The following is an 18,384-nucleotide window of genomic DNA, read 5'->3' as shown; positions in this document are numbered from 1 at the left end:
AGTTGGGGCTTTTTTGTATCTGAAATTTGTTGGAATGATTTTACTAAAAAAAACCTCGTCGTTCTAAAATAGGGCGTGCCAGTTCAAGTCTGGCCTCGGGTACCATTATTCTTCTATAAAGCGTTTATATACGACTTAGTATTAAGGTGTATGGTACAAAAAAGCCTTAACATTAGTTGGGGCTTTTTTGTGCCTGTAATTCGAGCGTTGGCGAAAGATAAAATTCCTCGTCGTTTTAAGATAGGGCGTGCCAGTTCAAGTCTGGCCTCGGGTACCATTATTCTTCTATAAAGCGCTTACATACGACTTAGTATTAAAGAGTATGGTGCGAAAAAGCCTCAACATTAGTTGGGGCTTTTTTGTGTTTGCAATTTGGCTATATCAATTTCATTTCTTAAAGTTATTTTGAAGGGGTGTGGTTGAAGTCTGGCTTACGCTTTCACCTTAATCATGTCGCATGCTTGTTGTCCCCAGTGGGCATAAATAACCTCACTTGGATGAAACCCATCAATGGCCATTGGCGCATCAGCTAACGTCAATTCCATATTAAGTTGTTCGCATGGCAGTGAGCTTGTTTGAACCCAATTAGAAAGAGCTAAGTTGAACTCTCGGCTTCTTGCGCCTAAAAACCACCTAAAAGGCTGTGGTAACGCTGGAAATCGATCCATTGGAGGCACATTAGTAATGATAATTTGTGTTCCTCCTAACTTTGATGTGATCAATGCGCACAACTCGCTTAATTGTAATATCCATGTTTTTGCCGATATTGGACTCAGCACATCATTTACGCCCAGAGAGATCACAATAACATCTGCTTTTGTTAGCTGATTTTGATGGGTCATGAGTTTGACTTTATTGAGGCAGTTTTGGGTGCTATAGCCACTTTGGGCCACCAGTTGCCAATTGAGCTGATAATCATTAGAGAGCCGCTTAACCATGTTTCCCGCCAGTGCTTGTTGCTGGTGGCTTACCCCAACTCCCGCTGCAGCAGAGTCACCTAGGATCAGTAGCGACAATTGTGGCGAACGGCATGAGGCATTAACGCGCTTGCCGCTTGGCTCTGGTAATTTTATGGTGGTTTTTTTTACCCAAATAGCCTGTACTAAATAAATAGGCCATAAAAATATTAGTGTTAGATAGTGCAATGTTACATTCCTTTGTTATGTGCTTATTTAAGGGGTTACGACCTTAAATTTGATTTCATAAAGCTGTTCAATACCCGGATACACTTCCTGTATTAAGGCTTTTAATACTGCCAAGGGCATATTTTCTTGCTGCGCATGCAAGTCGGTTAATTGTGTAAATGGCACTGTATTAACGGAAATAACCTTGATGTCGCAAAACCATTTATCTTCCTCAAAGGTGGATACGGTTAACGTTTCACCTGCAATAAAGTGGGATTCACTGTCATCGCGTAAGGTAATAGTTTTAGCGCCTGACAGAATGTCTGTTTCAAAGCGGCTGAAAAAAGTGATGCTGTTAAGTGCTGGCATAGTGGCTTTGAGCCTTTATTAATTGCAGGTTTATTGTGCGTTATAGTAAATCAGTTTACTGAGGTTTGCCTTAACTTGTTTATCTGTTTGGCTTATCATGAGCGCCATTGCGACTTACTGCTTATTTTAGGATATTTCCATTGCATACTTTGGCTCAATTACAGTCTGGTGAATTACACCAAAACAAGATAAAACGATTACAGATAGCTGAAGGGTTAACCAGTTTTCCCATGGAAATTATTAAGCTTGCTGATTCCCTTGAAGTGCTTGATTTGTCGAATAACCGTTTATCATCGCTACCTGATGAGTTTGAGCAGTTGCAACAGCTTAAAATTTTATTCCTATCGTTTAATTGTTTTACTGACATCCCAGATGTCATTGCTAAATGCCCAAAGCTTGAAATGATCGGTTTTAAAGCCAATCAAATAACTACAGTTGCCGAAGATTGTTTTCCTGTTGATACCCGCTGGTTAATTCTCACTGACAATAACATTGAGCAATTACCTCAATCCATTGGCAAGCTACATCGACTACAGAAGTTTGCCATGGCAGGCAATAAGCTCAACAATTTGCCGCCATCAATGAGTCAATGTACATCACTAGAGCTATTACGTATTTCAGCCAATGAATTGACTGTTATTCCAGATTGGTTATTCAAACTGCCCAATTTAGCTTGGTTGGCATTTAGTGGCAATCCTATAACAGCGCCTGTTATCAATAGTGATGACGCTGCTGTTAATAGTGGTTGTGCGTTAACGCCAATGGCGCAGTTATCATTAGGGGAGCAATTAGGCCAAGGCGCTTCAGGGGTGATTTATCAAGCACAATGGCAGCAGGACTCTGGCACAGCACTGGACGTAGCGGTGAAAATATTCAGAGGTGCGGTGACATCAGATGGTTACCCAAAAGATGAATTACATTGCTGTTTGCAAGCAGGCTTTCATCCTAATTTAATTGGCGTACTTGGCTTTATTGCTGATGCTGACAATCTTGGTTTAGTCATGGAGCTCATTCCTCAGCGTTATTACAACTTGGGTTTACCGCCGTCACTGGAAACCTGTACTCGCGATACCTTTTGTGATGACATGGATATATCCCTAAGGCAAATCGTCACCGTTATGCGCAGTATGGCAGCTGCGCTAGCCCATTTACATCAACATAAAGTCAGTCATGGCGATATATACGCTCACAACACCATGATTGATAGTGATGCCAATATGCTATTTGGTGATTTTGGCGCAGCAACGGACTTGTCAGCGCTTGCAGTAGAGCAAGCAGCGTATATGCAAGCCATTGAAGTCAGAGCATTAGGTAATATGCTAGATGACGTATTGGGGCATTTTAATGAATTTACAGGCCATGATAATAACCAGCTAAGGTTAGCAACTGCAGATAGTCAGATCATTAGCCAATTAAGCCAAATAGTGTCTAGTTGTTTGCAGGCTGACGTAGCGATGCGACCTCAGTTTATTCATATCCAGCAGCAATTAGCCACCATTCAACAGCAGTTATTGGATTAACAATCGTCGCTTATATTTAGGCCCAGATAGTTAAATTTATAAACAGGATAGGGGAGCGTTATGCCTGCAGCGTCATTAACGTCGTTAGTTGCACAAGTACGTCAATGCCAGCTTTGCCAGCATGCGTTGCCCCATGGCGTTAACCCAGTGATTCAAATTGATCCGCTAGCGCGTATTCTTATTGCTGGGCAAGCTCCAGGCCTTGCGGTGCATAAGTCTGGCATCCCGTTTGATGATAAAAGTGGTGACAGGTTACGAGATTGGTTAGGCATCGACAAAGACACCCTTTACGACCCTAAACAGATTGCGATTTTACCCATGGGCTTTTGTTATCCCGGTAAGGGGAAAAACGGTGATTTAGCGCCAATGAAAATGTGCGCCCAAACGTGGCGGCAACCCTTACTTAACCACTTAACTGATGTGAAGTTAACTTTGCTTATAGGCAAGTATGCTCAAGACTATCACTTGCCAAACAGGCAACAAACGCTGACAGAAACTGTTAAACATTGGCGTAATTTACCTTCGGGCATCATTGCATTGCCTCATCCAAGTCCTCGCAACAATATTTGGTTAGCAAAAAATCCATGGTTTGCTGAAGATTTATTACCAGTAATAAAATCGACAGTGCAGAATATTTTGCATGCTTAAGTGAAATATTTAATTGAAAGGGCTAATTTAGCTATGTTTTTAGACGAATTGATTGCAAAGTCAGCACTTGAACAATAAGTTTCATTTTTTTATTGATCCATTCTGAAAAACCAGTAAAGTATGCACCAAGTTCAGCGGCAGCAAGCAATTGCAGCAATTGAAAACAGATTCCGTAGCTTGTTTCGACAAGTTACAACAAGTTTGCCCGAGTGGTGGAATCGGTAGACACAAGGGATTTAAAATCCCTCGCTTAATAGGCGTGCCAGTTCAAGTCTGGCCTCGGGTACCATATTACATACGTAAGTATGGTGCAAAAAAGCCTCGACATTAGTCGGGGCTTTTTTGTGTCTGAAATTTGCTCAATGAATGACAAGATATAACAATCCCTCATCGTTTTAAAATAGGGCGTGCCGGTTCAAGTCCGGCCTCGGGTACCATCAGTTTTATTATCAAAAATATACGTCAGTATGGTGCCAAAATGCCTCAACATTAGTTGAGGCTTTTTTGTATCTGAAATTTGCTCAATGAATGACAAGATATAACAATCCCTCATCGTTTTAAAATAGGGCGTGCCGGTTCAAGTCTGACCTTTTTGTATCTGAAGTTTGTGAAATAGCGATATTTGCTCGTTCAAGTCTGGCGAGTACCACGAGTGAACACAGCAAATTTAGCCGCGTTACATTGAAACTTTGTGTTGAAATCCTGATCCGTATCAGGTGTGTTAAAACGACGAAATCAATCAGATTCATCGACTATTGTTGACGGACTTATTTGAATTGTTCTTGCTAAATTAATGTATTAAATCAATTAGCCATATCGGATTTTTAGACGATAAAAAATCCTCTCAATCAATATCTTTACGTCGCTGGGATGAGTGTTGCCTTTAGCTTTACATATTTGACAGTACACATGCCTCTGCTAAGCTTTTCGATACCCTGAAAGTAAACAAGGTATTATTTACAGGTATGGAAGCAAACAGCAGGAACGACTTAAGTTACCTAGAACGCTTAATGAGGTTGTTTACTCATGTGCAACCGGGAGAAGGTAAGTCAACCTTGATGCTCTCCGCTAACGCCTGTTTGCTACTGTTGCTGTATTACATTTTAAAGCCTATCCGTGAAGCACTCATCCTCTCTGAACACACCGCTGAAATACGCACTTACACGATAGCGATTCAAGCATTGGTGTTAATGATATTGGTGCCTTTATACGCTAGCTGGATAAGGACTCAGGGAACGAATGAAATATTGCCCCGAGTCACCTTAGCTGTGGCTGTGAGCTTGTTATTATTCTGGGGGCTTTATTTGTTTAAGGTGCCTATTTCAATCCCTTTCTTCGTTTGGCTAGGTGTGATCAATGTGCTGTTAATTGCCCAGTTCTGGGCCTATGCTGCAGATATTTACAGTCCAGATGAGGGTAAACGCTTGTTTGCTTTTATTGCAGCAGGGGCATCTTTAGGATCATTATTAGGTGCGCAAATTAGCAAACATCTATTTAAGCTTGTTGGCGCTGAAGGCTTGATGCTCGTCGCTGCGGTTTTACTTATCGCGACTATGTGGTTACCCAAATTAATTGGACTGAAATCAAAAAAAAACAAACAAATGACTACCATGGTCATTCATTCAAAGCAGGTTTTGATACCGTACTGAATAATCGTTACTTGTTGGTGATTGCTGGGTTTGTAGTGTTACTCAACTGTGTGAATACTACAGGAGAATACATTCTGGCCAAATGGGTGCAAATTCATGCGCAGCAGGGAGCCGATGTCAAACTGATTATAGGTGAGTTTTACAGTGACTTTTACACTTGGGTAAACTTATTCAGCATGATAATTCAGTTATTACTGGTTTCTCGAATATTCCAGTGGATCCATATACATGGTGCCATTCTAATTTTACCCTTTGTCGCTTTTGTGGGCTATGGATTAGCGACTTTTATCCCTATATTCACCCTATTTAAGCTAATAAAGATTGCTGAAAATAGCATAGATTATTCATTACAAAATACTGCCCGGCATGCACTGTTTCTGCCTTTAAATCAGCAACAAATTTTTGAAGGGAAGACTGTGATCGATGCATTTTGTTGGCGTTTGGGAGATTTGGCTCATGTGGTGATCATCTTTATTGGCCTTAAAGTATTCAAGCTTGATCATTATGAGTTTGCGGCGGTTAATCTGGTGCTTTCCCTGCTTTGGATAATATTGGCATTTAACCTTGCTCGCAAGCATAAGCAATTGGTCAATGAGCATGATTAATACCTGTTTTAATTCTGATGTCTTGCTAAGCGCTAACTAATTTTAAGTAGTTGCATTGTCATAAACGGATTTATTATCTGTGGCTTAAAGAGCCTAAATATATCGATATAAGTGAAATCCATCGCCCTTTAAAATAGACTTTACCAGCGTGATATCTCATCGATTGAATAGAAGGAGCGCAATATGCAATATTTGAAGATGGCTTTTTTTCTGACGATATATTTAGTCGCTTTCTTGTCTCACGCTGTAACCGTTCCTTTAATCCGAGATGAAACGGTTATCTTTGACTTATTAAATGATGGCGATATTAATCTTTCTAAAAGTGTTGCTAAAGCGTTCACGACAAAAGAAAGTATTATGGAAATTCGCAGGGTAGGTTTAGTCAAAAATAGTGTACAGATACGTGCCGCCTTTCGAGATAAAACAGTAAAAGATTATGCTAGAGGTAACGTTGGTTTAATGTATTACGATAGCTACTACAATGAATTAGCAGCATATATTATTTCAAAATACCTTGGCCTTAATATTATTCCTGCGACAGTGCTTCGAAGTATACCAATAGGGAAAAAAGGGCTAAAACCGAGTAAAAAATTGAGAAAAGGCAGTTTGCAATTATGGGTAGAGAATAGTGTCGTGCTTTACGATTTAACTGCTCTTAGCCTGCCTTACCCGGGATCCGCCGAATATAAAAATCACCAAATAAAAGAAATCAAAACATTCGATTGTATTATTGGCAATGTTGACAGGCATGCTGGCAACCTTTTAGTCGATCTGAATGAAAGATTTGAAGACCCAAATGAAGTGACGGACAGGAAAAAAGCTTATCTTGGTAAAATTTGGGCCATCGATCACTCTAGATCTTTTTATCGAGGGCCTCGGCTAGACATCCGAACTTGTAAGCTAAGTAAGTTAAAGTCAGATGCTATTAGCATGCTGTTTATGCAAGGGATGAGAGATTGGAAAATTGAAGAACTAGAAAAAAGACTCCGAGCGAGTGGTCTATCTGAGCAACAATTAGCTCACCTCAGATTGGAATCTATTGAGCATCGCTTTCAAAAAGTAAAACAACATTTTGAGGAACAGCAGCGAAAGAGTGGCATGACTGATGAAGAATATTACAGCTCGGGGCTTTGGCATCGGGTTTGGTGAAGGTTAAGCGATTAAGTTCGAAGACGGCTTAAAAGATGACATGTCAAACCCGCTGTAATATAGCGCTATTTACAGGGGCTTACAATCTCTTGGTTACAGCCTCAGTAAATCTACAATCATTTAAGTCAATATCAGTATCTTGCCTGTTATCCTCTCTATGAGTTTGGTTAACTCTTTATCTTAATTAGAGTATTTGGCGTTTATGGGCTAGTACAGCGCTTTTGCTTAAGCTCTTATATTGAAAATAAACACGGAATTACTGACAGGTATGGCATAAATCACTTAAGCGGCTTAAGGTAGCGAGCGTAGTTAATGAGGATTTTTACTCATGTTCTGCCAGCTTTTTTAATAACAGATCACGACGTTTGAGTAACGCCTTGATTTGTTTTCTCTTGAGTAGGCCATTAGTGAGTTTATCTAGGCTTTGATAGTCTAAGTTTTTTAATTGATGTTCAATTTTTAGCGAGTGACGCAAACGTGCCGCCTTTAAATATTTTGGTGCGTGTTTGCCAGTTCTAAAGCTTCGAGAGTGGTCTATCATCCACATCATCCAATCCGCTTCTGTATAGAGAATATTGCTTTGGGTTCTATCTACATTGAAAATTAAAATATCAAACATATTCATCAGGCTGGCTTGGTATGACAGAACGCAATACTCGCTTGGATAACGTTCATCCTCGATGCGATTTTTTTCGTTAAAAGTGTCATCTATCCACAATTGTAGCGAGCCCTGTTTATTTTTGATGGTTCGAAGTACCGTTGGCGGGATCATATTCAATCCAAGGTGACGGGCTATCCTGTACGCTGCTATTTCGTATTTATAACTGTCGGTATTGCGATATTTATCTTTAGAGGCATTTCTGGGGATGATATTTTCAGTTTTAAAAATAGCTTTGAAACGCAGTCCGTTATGTTCCAAATAAGCTTTTTTCGACTGTGTCACACCAGTCCCTATAGGCTCAAGTTTAGTGATAATTGCCTGTGTTAATAACTGTTCCCAGTCCTGATAGCTGTGGCCTTGGTAAATCTCACGGTATTGACCATCGTCAACCTCAAAAGGACGCCATTGATTACCATCAAATTGTTGAAGTTCATCTTTGTTAATGGCTAATAACATTGGATTGCCCTGATAATATTTTCGGTACAGTCCAGTGTCAGTATTGATCACCTTGCCCTTCATTCTGCTTTCAAAAACGCGGCTATTCGTGGTTGTGTGACCAATCACCAATTGTTTGGCCTTATAGTGTTGCAAAACGCGATCAAGTATCTCTTCCTCAAAGATTGGATGGCAAAGAGCTGAGCCTCTATACCAGAATTGACTTTCTCCATCGAGGTAAAAAGACTGGCTGAGATTAACAAAGCTTTGGTACAAGGATTTATGTTCGTCAGAGCCTGCAGATAGTAACCGCCGTGCTATTTTTTCTTGGCGACTAAAGAAATCATCAAGGTGACTTAATGCGCCTTGGAGTTTTAATTGCTCAAAAGCTTCCATGTAATCATGTATTACTTTTGCTGATTCGTTGTTTACTTCGGCTAAGGTTGACAGAGGGAACTTGGCAGAAAGTCCACCATGGAGAAATAGCACCTCATTGATCTTTAATATACTGGGCTTGCTCAACAGCCAACGGCCATATTTACCCTTGGTAGAAAAGAGCTGCATATGGCCAAAGTAGCCGGGAGGGTATTCAGTGTTAAAGGTCGATAATAGCGATTGCTGACTCATTCCGGCACTGGTTTCAGTTGCATATGAAAGGTATTGCTGCCAGTAATTTTCGCGTACGTCCGCAGATTCATCATCCAGGTAGTGTTTATATTCATCAGTGGGTACGTAGTTAAGTTCACGGATAAGGTTCATCAATTCATGATTACCCAACACAAGATGTACTGCGCCTCCTGCTGCGGTGGCCTGTTGCTCTAAACGCATAAACAAGTCCATTACTTTGCGGGAGTCAGGGCCTCTATCCAGCAGATCGCCGACACTGACTAGCTGAGTGTCGCCAGCTTGCCAGTTCAGTTGGTCATCGATAATGCCTGCTGCACGAATTAATGTTTCAAATTCACCATAGTCGCCATGGATGTCACCAACAACAATAATTTTTGCTGTTGTTGATAGCTCAAAGCTCTCGTAGGAGGCTGAGGTTTCCTGTAATGGAATAAAAGTGCATAGCAGTAGAACAACACTTATCACAGCATGGTTAAGGTTCATGGTTGAGCGCTGGGTAAGGTGACTTTGACTTTAAGTTTAGAAGATGATTATGAAATGGTGTAGTTATTGGTAAAAGCCTTGCTGCTATTACTAGTAAAACAAGGCCTTTGAAATGGGATTATGGCTTTATTACTGATTGATGAGTTTTTTCAATCCAGGCGCAGCTTTAAAGCTTGGTTGGTTAAATCCTGGAATTTCCATTGCTTCACCGGTTTGTGGGTTGTAGCCATTTTTCGCTAAATGGTAGCGTAATTCAAATGTGCCAAATTGCGGAATGTAAACTTTTTCACCTTCGGTAAGTGCTTTATGGATCTGAGAAACAATTTGATCGATTTGAATTTTCGCTTGAGATTGTGAGATACCGATGTCCGAGGCCATCACTTGCATGAGTTGTTTTTTATTCATATTAACTGCTGTGAAATTAACGTAATAAGTATTGCGGAGTTTGTTTATAGCAGTTATGCCCATCGTTTAACAGAACTCGACTTATCACAGCTCTACCACTGTCGAATTGCTGCGCTAAATCCGCTATCTATCTCCAACTTTCGTATTATCTTTTAACAGTGTCATATTTTATGTAACACAAGGATGGTATTTCTTTGCCATACTCAAAAGCTCGTAGTCAGTATTTAGGAGGATAATTCATGGTGAAATGCTGTTTTCATCGAGTTGCGTTATCTTTTGCAGTGATATTATTCTTGTATTTTACGCCAATGACTAAGATTGCGGCTTCGGATGCGGTTTATAACACCCTTGCGCAACATGTATTATTGATTTCGTTGACTGACTCCAGTGTTCAATGGCAAGCATATTTAACGATTCTGCGCCAGGGTACAGAGGCTGAAAAGCTTGAATATATCGACACAATACAAAATGAAGTTGATAGGTTTTGGGCTGATAAGTCTGTTGAACTGCAGTATCGCAATCTTGCTTCCAACGCTTCACTTCAAAAGAAAGTTTTTTCTTTAGAGCCTCCGGTAGATGATTACTTGAGAGTTCTTAACCATATTAGACGATTAATGTGGCTTGATAACCGCCATGAATGGCAGCCAATTGTCCCCGGCGGTTTTTTACGGCCTGGCGATAGCCATCAGACTATCAGTGCTATTTCACAGCGTTTATGGTTACTTGGGGACTTATCATCTCGTTCAGAAGCGCAACATATTTATGATGACACTATAGCGAACGCGGTGGTGTCATTTCAGCAGCGTCATGGCTTAAAAGCCGATGCTGTTATTGGTCCCAATACCTTACATTGGTTAAACCAAACACCTAAACAGCGCGCCATATTACTTGCCAGTAATTTTGTGGCTAAAACCAGTTATCAACATCAACTGTCAGAGCGTTATTTATTGGTAAATATTCCCGCCTTTGAAATGGTGCTAGTCAATGATAGTCAAATCGCCATGACCTCTCGAGTAATTGTCGGCAAGGCCTATCGAAGAACCCCTGTGATGTCAGGACAAATATCCAATGTGGTCATTAATCCTACTTGGACAGTACCTAAAAAGCTGTTACGACGGGATATCTTGCCTAAAGTGGCTAAAGATGGTGATTATTTTCGCGATCGACAATTTGATGTTTTTGATCGAGCTGGGATTAAAATTGATAAAACCGCTGATGAATGGCAAATGGCCGCAACTGCAGCCTTTCCATATCGTTTGGTGCAGCGACCCGGGGAAATTAATGCGTTGGGGCGTTATAAATTTCATTTTAAAAATGATCTGAATATATACTTACATGACACACCAGATAAATGGCTTTTTAATAAGGCAAATCGAGCGCTTTCATCGGGCTGTATTCGCATTGAAAAAGTGCAGCAATTGGCTGAGTGGTTCGCGGATAATGTGGTAATAGATAAACGCACTTGGGCGCGTATGCAGTCTAATCAAAAAAATACTCAATGGTTTTCGCTGTCACAGACCATTCCTGTGCATATAGTGTATTGGAATGCTTGGGTTGGTGAAGATAACTTGGCCCAATATCGAAATGATATTTATCATTTAAATAACACAGGTAAAACAGTAGTGGCAAATAATGCAACAAGCCCATTACAGTTGGCGTCACGTTAAGTGTCTGACCTTATTAGAAGTTGCTAAACTGCACATGATTTATACATAACTTATGTTCTTTTAGAGTTGCTATTGTTTGCCATAAGCTTTAAATTCATCCTCGTTTGTGCAAAAAGTGCACAGTTTGAATTTTTAAAAAGTGGTGAGTTAATGTCGTTAGTTTGTCCTTCGCGTAGGCAGTTAATCCTTGGAATTAGTGGGGTGGCTGTCGCTTCAATGTTTTCTAATTCCGCTCAAGCAAGCCGATCTACAATAGGGCAGCGTGATCTGAGCTTTTACAACCGTCATACTGGTGAGCGCGGGCAAGGCAGTTTTTGGGTTGATGGTGAATATCGCAGTGATACCTTAACGCTTTTTAGCAATGTATTACGTGACCATAGACAAAACCAAGCGGCGCCGATGGATAAGCGTTTATATGAAATCCTGTATAAGCTTCAACAGACACTGAATAACTCAGATGAAATTCATGTGATTTCTGGTTATCGCTCTCCGATCACCAATAATATGTTAGCGGCCAACAGTAATGGTGTTGCCAAGAAAAGTTATCATATGAAGGGAATGGCAATGGATTTAGCCATACCCGGCATTGCTCTTAAAACCTTACGTGATGCAGCAATGTCGTTAAAAATGGGCGGGGTTGGTTATTACCCTCGTTCTGGTTTTATTCACCTTGATACTGGCCCGGTAAGAAGCTGGTAAAACCCACGGCCTGATATTTAGCATGATTTAAAGGCTATATAGTTAGTTCATGTGGATAAAATACCGGCGTGATGCTTGTTGACGCTATTTAGCTGTGTTAGAATCCGCGCGCTTAGTTTTATAACGAGCACGAGTTGTTATTGGTCGAAAATAACAACAAAAATTATTTTATATAAGTGAGAATTACATGTCTTATACTATCAATGCTGAAATCCGTACTGAAATCGGGAAAGGTTCGAGCCGCCGCCTACGTCATGCGAATTTAGTTCCTGCTGTAATCTACGGTCCAGGTAAAGAGCCTATTTCTATCAAATTCGCTCAAAAAGATATCATCAACCAACAGTTGAATGAAGATTTCTACACAAGCGAGTTAACTATCGTAATCGATGGCAAAGAAATTAAAGTTCGTGCACAAGCTGTACAGCGTCACGCGTACAAAATGCTTATCGAACACATCGATTTCAAATTTGCTTAATTGCTAATTTGAATGAAAAAAGCGCCTTAAGGCGCTTTTTTTGTGACTAAAATTTGGTTTATAACGCTTAATCAATATCAAAGCTATAGTAAATATCTAAGGATTGATTTAAGTTGCCTGATACGGTTTCTAGGTAAAGCTGTGAAAAAATATAATACCTTACCGTCATTTCATAGCCGGGGTTAAAAACACCAATACCGTATTTCACCATCAAGTCTTCGCCAATATAACCGCTAATGGCAAAGCGTCCTTCATCGTTGGCATCAAGTTGTACATTAGAAAAGCCCATTTTTTCAATTAAGCCCGTCGCTGTTGAGCCAATGTTGTTCATTGCGCCGCCGCCAAACTGTGAGCCTAAGCTTAACGCCGCGCTCATCATTAAAGCATTATTTTGATCATTACCAGAGTTCGCAAAGCCTGTGCCGGTGACTATGTAGGATAGAATTTCGGCTTGCTCTTTGGCAGGGTTTGAAAACAAGGTCACTACTGGCTGCATGGCTGTGCCTGTGACTCTCACGCCTGCGGTGAGATCTTCATCTTTGATTTCTTTTACTGCTTCAATATTTAAGTTGGGTACTGAGCTTGGGCCAACAAACTGCACTTCACCAGTACTGATGGTTAGGGTTTGCCCCATAAATTTATAACTGCCATTATTCACTTTAATATCACCAAATAACAGCGGTGGTTTGAAGGCTTGTTGCTGTAGCAATAATGTTCCTTCTAACTTGCCGTTTAAGCCCATGCCATCAATGTTAAGGTTCTTGCCCACATTAATATTGAGATCGGCGACGATAGCGTAAGGGCTGACTTTTTCTTCTTGTTCTGAAATCGAGTCTTTAAATACCACATCGCTAGATATCGCTACACCACCCTCAGCTAGTTGAACTAATGTAATTTCCCCGCTAGGAATATCGACAGTGCCCGTGATCGCCAGCTGATTTTTACTAAAGTTAATTTTTACATCAGGAGTAATATCCAATATTGCGATAGGGGGCTGAATAAAGGCGAGCTTTTTACCTTTTATATCAATTTCACCATTAAAGTTACCCTCTGGCCAAGCCAACTTACCATTGATATTTGCCTGGCCTTTCCCCATGGTTAAATCGCCTGTTACATTACCTTGTTGGCCAGCGAGCTCCATTATTAAATTGATATTTTCAATCAAAGTCGGGTTGTTTGTAGTGGCAATAGCTGCTTTTGATAGTGTCATTTTGCCACCGACTTCAGGCTCATTTAAAGTGCCTAATAAGGTTAAATCAGTGGAAAACAGTCCTTGTAATGTCGCCAGCTCAGGGAAGAAGCCCTGTAAGCCAGTTAAATCTAACTCGTCAATATTGATATGCCCTGATAGCTCTCTTGAAGGCTGGGTGCTGATGTTAACTTGGCTGCTGATATCTGAGATGCTATCTGCTTGCACTGATAATTGACCCGTTAGTTGCTGCTCATCTAATGTGACATGTAAGTTAACTAAGTCGTAAATGATATCGATGCGATCATTCTCTGAGCGCTTTAATTCTAATTTGCCCTCAGATAAGGTTAAATCAACATCTGCTTGTAACTTTTCAACCTCAGACCAATTCAGTTTGGCATCAAGGCTAGAGTCACCAATCCATACCAAGCGTTCGGGTAATATTGGCTGCAGTAGGCGGCCAGGTGTGCCTTGTGCAAGAATATGAATATCCCCTTGGGTACCAAAATTTGCAGGTTCAATCAGGCACAGGCTATTGCTGGGGTGATTAATGCAAAAAGGACTGGCGCTGCCAAGTTGATTGAGTTGATCCCAAACGATCGTGATGGGCTTATCTAACTGCCAATCTCCGAGCATATTGGTTAAGGATAAGGCGTTAACTTCAGTATCAAAGCGTTGTTTATCTGCCGTGTATATATTGCTCAATTGGGTGTTAATGGCTAGCTCTCCACCCGTAGACAGTTGCAATGTTTGCTGGCCAAGATCTCCTGAGGCGATTAGCTCTACGTCAGTTAAGTCCAGTTCGCTCCAGCTAAAAGCAGTACTGGCGAGATTCACGCTAAATTGATGCTCATTTAACGGTAAGTAGTGACCCGTTAATGTCAGTCTGTCGAGCTTCATATCGGCAAAATCAAAATCGGCCACTTGGCCGTTAATATCAACGATAGGTTGTTTGGCATCGCCAGTGACATCGATTTTTGCGGTAATTGACCCTTTACTATCTGGTAGCCACTGGCTGATGTCAGGTACATCAAGTAATGCATCTACATCCCATACTGTATCTGCTTGACCATTGATAAGTAGGGTTGTGCCGAGGGCTTGTGCTTGTAGGTCTTTGGCATTGATGGCGAAGTTATTATCAAATTGTACCTGACCTTTAACGCTAAGAGGGTACTGATTTAAACTGCCGCTTAAATCACTGTCTACAATATTTACTTCCCAGCTAGTATCAGAAACCTTACCTGTGGTGGTTAATATCCCACTGATGTGGCTGCTAAGCTCGGTGAGTTCATAAAGATAATCGATTTTTTCTAGCTGTAAATCAGTGGTGTCGAGTTTGGCTTGCCAGCTAAAATCATTGCCCCAATCAAGACTCGCTTGACCTGCGATATCCCCCGCATCTGAGCTAATGACAATATCTGCAATATCCACATTGGTATGTGATAGCTGCATTGCGCTATTAACTTCAAGCTGCGGGTGATAGGGGCTGAGGAATTGCCCATCAAGGACAACATGTTGTTGGTTGAAGTCACCGGTACTTGATAATGTTTTGATATCAGTGACATAGTCAGGCTTAATCAAAGGCCACTGAATTTGGGCTTTGCTTATATCAATTCGATAAGGCATTTCGGGCTTACTCAAAGTGATATTTGAGTCAAAATTAATGGTAAAGTCACCTTCAGCGGCAAGGGTAACGGCTAAATCATCAAAGCCGTTGTGTGCACTGAGTTTGATTTTTTGCTGGGTTAATTCAGGAATTTCGGCCACATTGTTAAGGCTAAAATCGGCGTTAATATTCATTGGGTAATCGTGATTTAAACGGATATCGCCTTCTAATGTTGCCTCACCGTAATCATGAGTGATGGCTAATTGCTGCACATCAATTAAGTCATCAACATAGCTGCCTGCTAAGGTTATTTTTGCGAAATCATCGGTTCTTGCTCCCAAGACCATCACGCTGTTATTACTAATCAGTTGTTCAAGGTAAATAGGGAATGACATATAAACCACTGGTAATGCTGCCATAGCCCAGTCGTCATTTACCTCAGTGGTATTGTTCGGCGCTGCAACATCATCACTGGCAAGAGGAATATCAACCAGCAAACCGTCACTATAAAGGTAATTAACTCTTAAGCCTTTGCTATTCCATAGTGCTTTGCCTTGCAAGCGGCTGGCGTTATAGCGCATGTCATTTACGCTGACCTCAACTGAGTTTAAGTCTAATTCGTTAAGGCCAATAACTACAGGTAAAATCAGCGGTTCAGGTACTTCATCTTTACTTTCATTAGTTTTATCAGTGTTAGCTGGCTGATTATCTGCTAATGCAGCTTGAGTTGTTCGAGCGTTTGCAACGGTACTTTCACTAGGCACATCATCGGCAAACTCATCAGTAGCTACTCGTACCCGCACGCCACTTGCGTGTAACTTATCGACACAAATTTGCTTGTTAAACAAACAGGTTGGCAGCCAAGATAAGCTTAAGTCATCAACCTCTACCGCTACGCCATCCATTGACCAGCTTGCATGGTTAAATTCGAGTTGCTTATTGATGGTGCCAGAGCGTAAGTCTAATGCGAGATTGGGCACAAATTGATTGGCTAACATCACTGACATACGTGCGCCGAAAGGCGTGCCAATGAGCACTGCTAGCAAAATTAAAATCAGCAGTGGAATATAGATAATCACTCGAGTGGTATGTTTGAAGTATTTCCATAATCGCGCCCAAAGCGTTAATGGCGGCTTTGCTGGCACTTTATCTAGTGGTGTAGCGTCATGGGCTTCATGGTCGTTATGATGCTGAGGTAGCTTGGATTTTTCTGTCATTACAAATCCGTCCCCATGGTTAAATGAATTCGCCAAGATCTATCGACCGTTTCTGTTTCTTTCAAGCCGACACCTAAATCGAATCTAATGGGTCCGATAGGAGAGATCCAGTGAACGCCGCCGCCGACGGAGGCAATAGGTTCAAATTTTTCTGTATCAAAAGCGTTACCCGCATCCACAAAGCTGGCAAGTCGCCATGTGTCAGTTAAATAAAATTGATACTCTAAACTGCCCACCATCAAATAACGACCGCCGACAACCTGACGTGACGTGCTACCGTCTTCGTTGGTGTATTCAATGAATGGCCCTAGCTCTTGGTAGCCATAACCGCGAATACTCTGATCGCCACCGGTAAAATAACGTAGCGAAGGTGATATTTGGGCGATATCGTCACTATCAGCAATGTTGGCGCCTAAGTCGAGTCGGGCTACAAAACGATGCCGCTCGAAAAAGGTATCAATCCATTTAAAGTTAGCTTCAAATTTTAACAGTCGAATTTCAGAGCCTAAATTAGGGTCACCATATTGCATACTGTAAATATGACGGTAGCCCGACTTGGGGTCTAAGGTGTTATCGCCGCGAACGGTTTTGCCAATACCAAAGCCTGCAAGAAGGAATTTTGAATCGTAATCAATATTGGATTGATTATAAAGCTCTTGGCTATATTCAAGTGAATAACCAAATAGCCATTGGTCGGCTAGGGTTTGTTGTCTGATCACCCCGAGTAAACGTTTCTCTGACTCTAGCTGGCCAGTGTAATCGTAGCTTCTATCTTCTTCATTATAATCTTGGGTAACGCCATATTTATCTCGCAGTAATCCAATCTTAAATTGTAGCTGATCATCTAACGGGTGCTTTAACGGAATAGTATAGGTGGTTAAAAACTTAGGCCTGTCAGGTGACCATTCCATAGTAGTTTCTTGAGTATGGCCATAGCTGTTAATTTGCGGCATCCGCCAAGTGAGCCTGACCCTTGGCTCAATGGTTTTTTCGGCATTGGTACCAATATCGGCACCCAAACCTAATTCAAATGAGTGTGTTGGTCTTGGGCTTAAGTCAACTCTGATGGGGACATCGACGTCGGTCATGGCATCAACTTGTGGTAACACTTTGATATTACTAAAGTAGCCAGTATCGATAAGGTTGCGGTTCAATCGATTTAACCGCCGGGTTGAATAATTTGAATTGGGTTTAAACGGGATGAGTTTTTTCATGAACTCATCATTGAGAGTATGACCATGAAACTCGACGTTACCCAGTTGATAGCGTCTACCTGAGTCATAATGCAAGTGGATTTTAGCGGTATTCACATCCCGATTAACCACCACTTCAGCCCGTGAGAATTTTCCATCGAAGTAGCCTCTGGCCATAGCTAATGTAACCAGCTGATTTTTTAACTCTTGGTATACGCCGTGATCTAACACATCACCAGGTTTGATAGTTAACTGATCAAGCCAACGATTAAAGCTGTTATCTTCAATCATTTGCTCACTGAATTTAATGTCTATCCACTGAACAATGGTAGGCGCACCTTCATCGATATCGATGTTAAGTTTCCAGGGGCCCTTGGTCGCTTCTTCAACGTTAATCGATACTTTTGCGTGATAATGGCCGATGGATTCCAGCGCGGCGTTAACATTGTCTTCTACAGTAAATAAATAGGCTCTGCGTTGTACTTCAGAATCGGGGTTATTGCCTAAATGCGCTTGGATATTTTTGGTTAACCGTCCTGATGCGCCCGTTACCTTGACCGTTAACCAGTTATCTTTTGCCCAAGCGAAATTAGGTACCATCATGACAATGGCAGCAAAGGCGACAACGCAATATTGAAAAGATTTAAATAACAATTATAGGAT

Annotated in this window: 14 protein-coding genes and 1 tRNA gene; 9 read left to right on the top strand and 6 right to left on the bottom strand. The window is 41.2% G+C overall.

Features of this window, described 5'->3' with window-relative positions:
• Nucleotides 1-431: 431 nt before the first annotated feature.
• Together AB4160_RS17375 and yqfB are read right to left on the bottom strand one after the other, a co-directional pair.
• Nucleotides 432-1,145 (bottom strand): SGNH/GDSL hydrolase family protein, encoded by a 714-nt coding sequence (locus AB4160_RS17375; RefSeq protein WP_303411316.1) that lies wholly within the window; start codon nt 1,143-1,145, stop codon nt 432-434.
• A gap of 27 nt (nt 1,146-1,172) precedes the next feature.
• A complete protein-coding gene (gene yqfB / locus AB4160_RS17370; protein WP_102440275.1) occupies nt 1,173-1,493 on the bottom strand; it encodes a N(4)-acetylcytidine aminohydrolase in 321 nt (106 codons plus the stop codon).
• Nucleotides 1,494-1,633: 140 nt separating this feature from the next.
• Between yqfB and AB4160_RS17365 the strand changes: the two genes are divergently transcribed.
• The 6 genes from AB4160_RS17365 (at nt 1,634) to AB4160_RS17340 (ending at nt 7,064) form a co-directional block, all read left to right on the top strand.
• Nucleotides 1,634-3,013: a leucine-rich repeat-containing protein kinase family protein gene (locus tag AB4160_RS17365; protein WP_102440274.1), complete on the top strand. Its 1,380-nt coding sequence runs from the start codon at nt 1,634-1,636 to the stop codon at nt 3,011-3,013.
• A 60-nt stretch (nt 3,014-3,073) separates the two neighbouring features.
• Nucleotides 3,074-3,661, top strand: coding sequence for a uracil-DNA glycosylase family protein (locus AB4160_RS17360; protein WP_102531537.1), 588 nt, complete (start codon nt 3,074-3,076; stop codon nt 3,659-3,661).
• A gap of 203 nt (nt 3,662-3,864) precedes the next feature.
• Nucleotides 3,865-3,950, top strand: a tRNA-Leu gene (locus AB4160_RS17355).
• Nucleotides 3,951-4,626: 676 nt separating this feature from the next.
• On the top strand, nt 4,627-5,310 hold the full coding sequence (locus tag AB4160_RS17350) for a hypothetical protein (RefSeq protein ID WP_372005661.1): 684 nt from the start codon (nt 4,627-4,629) through the stop codon (nt 5,308-5,310).
• A gap of 11 nt (nt 5,311-5,321) precedes the next feature.
• Nucleotides 5,322-5,915, top strand: a complete 594-nt coding sequence (locus AB4160_RS17345; protein ID WP_372005660.1) for a hypothetical protein — start codon at nt 5,322-5,324, stop codon at nt 5,913-5,915.
• A 183-nt stretch (nt 5,916-6,098) separates the two neighbouring features.
• Complete coding sequence (locus AB4160_RS17340) at nt 6,099-7,064, top strand: hypothetical protein (protein ID WP_372005658.1); 966 nt, start codon at nt 6,099-6,101, stop codon at nt 7,062-7,064.
• Between the two features lie 322 nt (nt 7,065-7,386).
• On the opposite strand, the gene AB4160_RS17335 is transcribed toward AB4160_RS17340, so the two are convergent.
• Both AB4160_RS17335 and AB4160_RS17330 read right to left on the bottom strand, forming a co-directional pair.
• Nucleotides 7,387-9,270, bottom strand: a complete 1,884-nt coding sequence (locus tag AB4160_RS17335) for a metallophosphoesterase (RefSeq protein WP_372005655.1) — start codon at nt 9,268-9,270, stop codon at nt 7,387-7,389.
• A gap of 129 nt (nt 9,271-9,399) precedes the next feature.
• The gene (locus tag AB4160_RS17330) at nt 9,400-9,675 is read right to left on the bottom strand and encodes an HU family DNA-binding protein (RefSeq protein ID WP_076539954.1); all 276 of its coding nucleotides are present in this window, start codon (nt 9,673-9,675) and stop codon (nt 9,400-9,402) included.
• Nucleotides 9,676-9,914: 239 nt separating this feature from the next.
• On the opposite strand from AB4160_RS17330, the gene AB4160_RS17325 reads away from it, so the two are divergent.
• The 3 genes from AB4160_RS17325 to rplY all read left to right on the top strand — a co-directional run bounded on the left by AB4160_RS17325 (nt 9,915) and on the right by rplY (nt 12,516).
• Complete coding sequence (locus AB4160_RS17325) at nt 9,915-11,342, top strand: murein L,D-transpeptidase (RefSeq protein WP_372005653.1); 1,428 nt, start codon at nt 9,915-9,917, stop codon at nt 11,340-11,342.
• A gap of 150 nt (nt 11,343-11,492) precedes the next feature.
• Complete coding sequence (locus AB4160_RS17320) at nt 11,493-12,041, top strand: DUF882 domain-containing protein (RefSeq protein ID WP_102439896.1); 549 nt, start codon at nt 11,493-11,495, stop codon at nt 12,039-12,041.
• A gap of 187 nt (nt 12,042-12,228) precedes the next feature.
• On the top strand, nt 12,229-12,516 hold the full coding sequence (gene rplY, locus AB4160_RS17315) for a 50S ribosomal protein L25 (protein ID WP_076539958.1): 288 nt from the start codon (nt 12,229-12,231) through the stop codon (nt 12,514-12,516).
• Nucleotides 12,517-12,583: 67 nt separating this feature from the next.
• Here the strand turns inward: rplY and AB4160_RS17310 are convergent, their stop codons facing one another.
• Together AB4160_RS17310 and AB4160_RS17305 are read right to left on the bottom strand one after the other, a co-directional pair.
• Complete coding sequence (locus tag AB4160_RS17310; RefSeq protein WP_303411298.1) at nt 12,584-16,528, bottom strand: translocation/assembly module TamB domain-containing protein; 3,945 nt, start codon at nt 16,526-16,528, stop codon at nt 12,584-12,586.
• On the bottom strand, nt 16,528-18,324 hold the full coding sequence (locus AB4160_RS17305; protein WP_372005669.1) for an autotransporter assembly complex family protein: 1,797 nt from the start codon (nt 18,322-18,324) through the stop codon (nt 16,528-16,530). The genes AB4160_RS17310 and AB4160_RS17305 overlap by 1 nt, the downstream gene beginning before the upstream one ends.
• Nucleotides 18,325-18,384: the final 60 nt, after the last annotated feature.

This window comes from Shewanella sp. 10N.286.51.B8 (assembly GCF_041469325.1).
In the GTDB taxonomy this organism is placed as follows: domain Bacteria; phylum Pseudomonadota; class Gammaproteobacteria; order Enterobacterales; family Shewanellaceae; genus Shewanella.
The sequence above is the reverse complement of the archived record's forward strand: the minus strand, read 5'-3'. Positions and strand labels throughout refer to the sequence as shown.

Excerpts from the sequence above, each read along its gene's own strand:
- yqfB (WP_102440275.1), bottom strand. The coding sequence starts at position 1,493 with ATGCCAGCACTTAACAGCATCACTTTTTTCAGCCGCTTTGAAACAGAC.
- AB4160_RS17360 (WP_102531537.1), top strand. The coding sequence starts at position 3,074 with ATGCCTGCAGCGTCATTAACGTCGTTAGTTGCACAAGTACGTCAATGC.
- AB4160_RS17350 (WP_372005661.1), top strand. The coding sequence starts at position 4,627 with ATGGAAGCAAACAGCAGGAACGACTTAAGTTACCTAGAACGCTTAATG.
- AB4160_RS17340 (WP_372005658.1), top strand. The coding sequence starts at position 6,099 with ATGCAATATTTGAAGATGGCTTTTTTTCTGACGATATATTTAGTCGCT.
- AB4160_RS17335 (WP_372005655.1), bottom strand. The coding sequence starts at position 9,270 with ATGAACCTTAACCATGCTGTGATAAGTGTTGTTCTACTGCTATGCACT.
- AB4160_RS17330 (WP_076539954.1), bottom strand. The coding sequence starts at position 9,675 with ATGAATAAAAAACAACTCATGCAAGTGATGGCCTCGGACATCGGTATC.
- AB4160_RS17325 (WP_372005653.1), top strand. The coding sequence starts at position 9,915 with ATGGTGAAATGCTGTTTTCATCGAGTTGCGTTATCTTTTGCAGTGATA.
- AB4160_RS17320 (WP_102439896.1), top strand. The coding sequence starts at position 11,493 with ATGTCGTTAGTTTGTCCTTCGCGTAGGCAGTTAATCCTTGGAATTAGT.
- rplY (WP_076539958.1), top strand. The coding sequence starts at position 12,229 with ATGTCTTATACTATCAATGCTGAAATCCGTACTGAAATCGGGAAAGGT.
- AB4160_RS17310 (WP_303411298.1), bottom strand. The coding sequence starts at position 16,528 with ATGACAGAAAAATCCAAGCTACCTCAGCATCATAACGACCATGAAGCC.
- AB4160_RS17305 (WP_372005669.1), bottom strand. The coding sequence starts at position 18,324 with ATGATGGTACCTAATTTCGCTTGGGCAAAAGATAACTGGTTAACGGTC.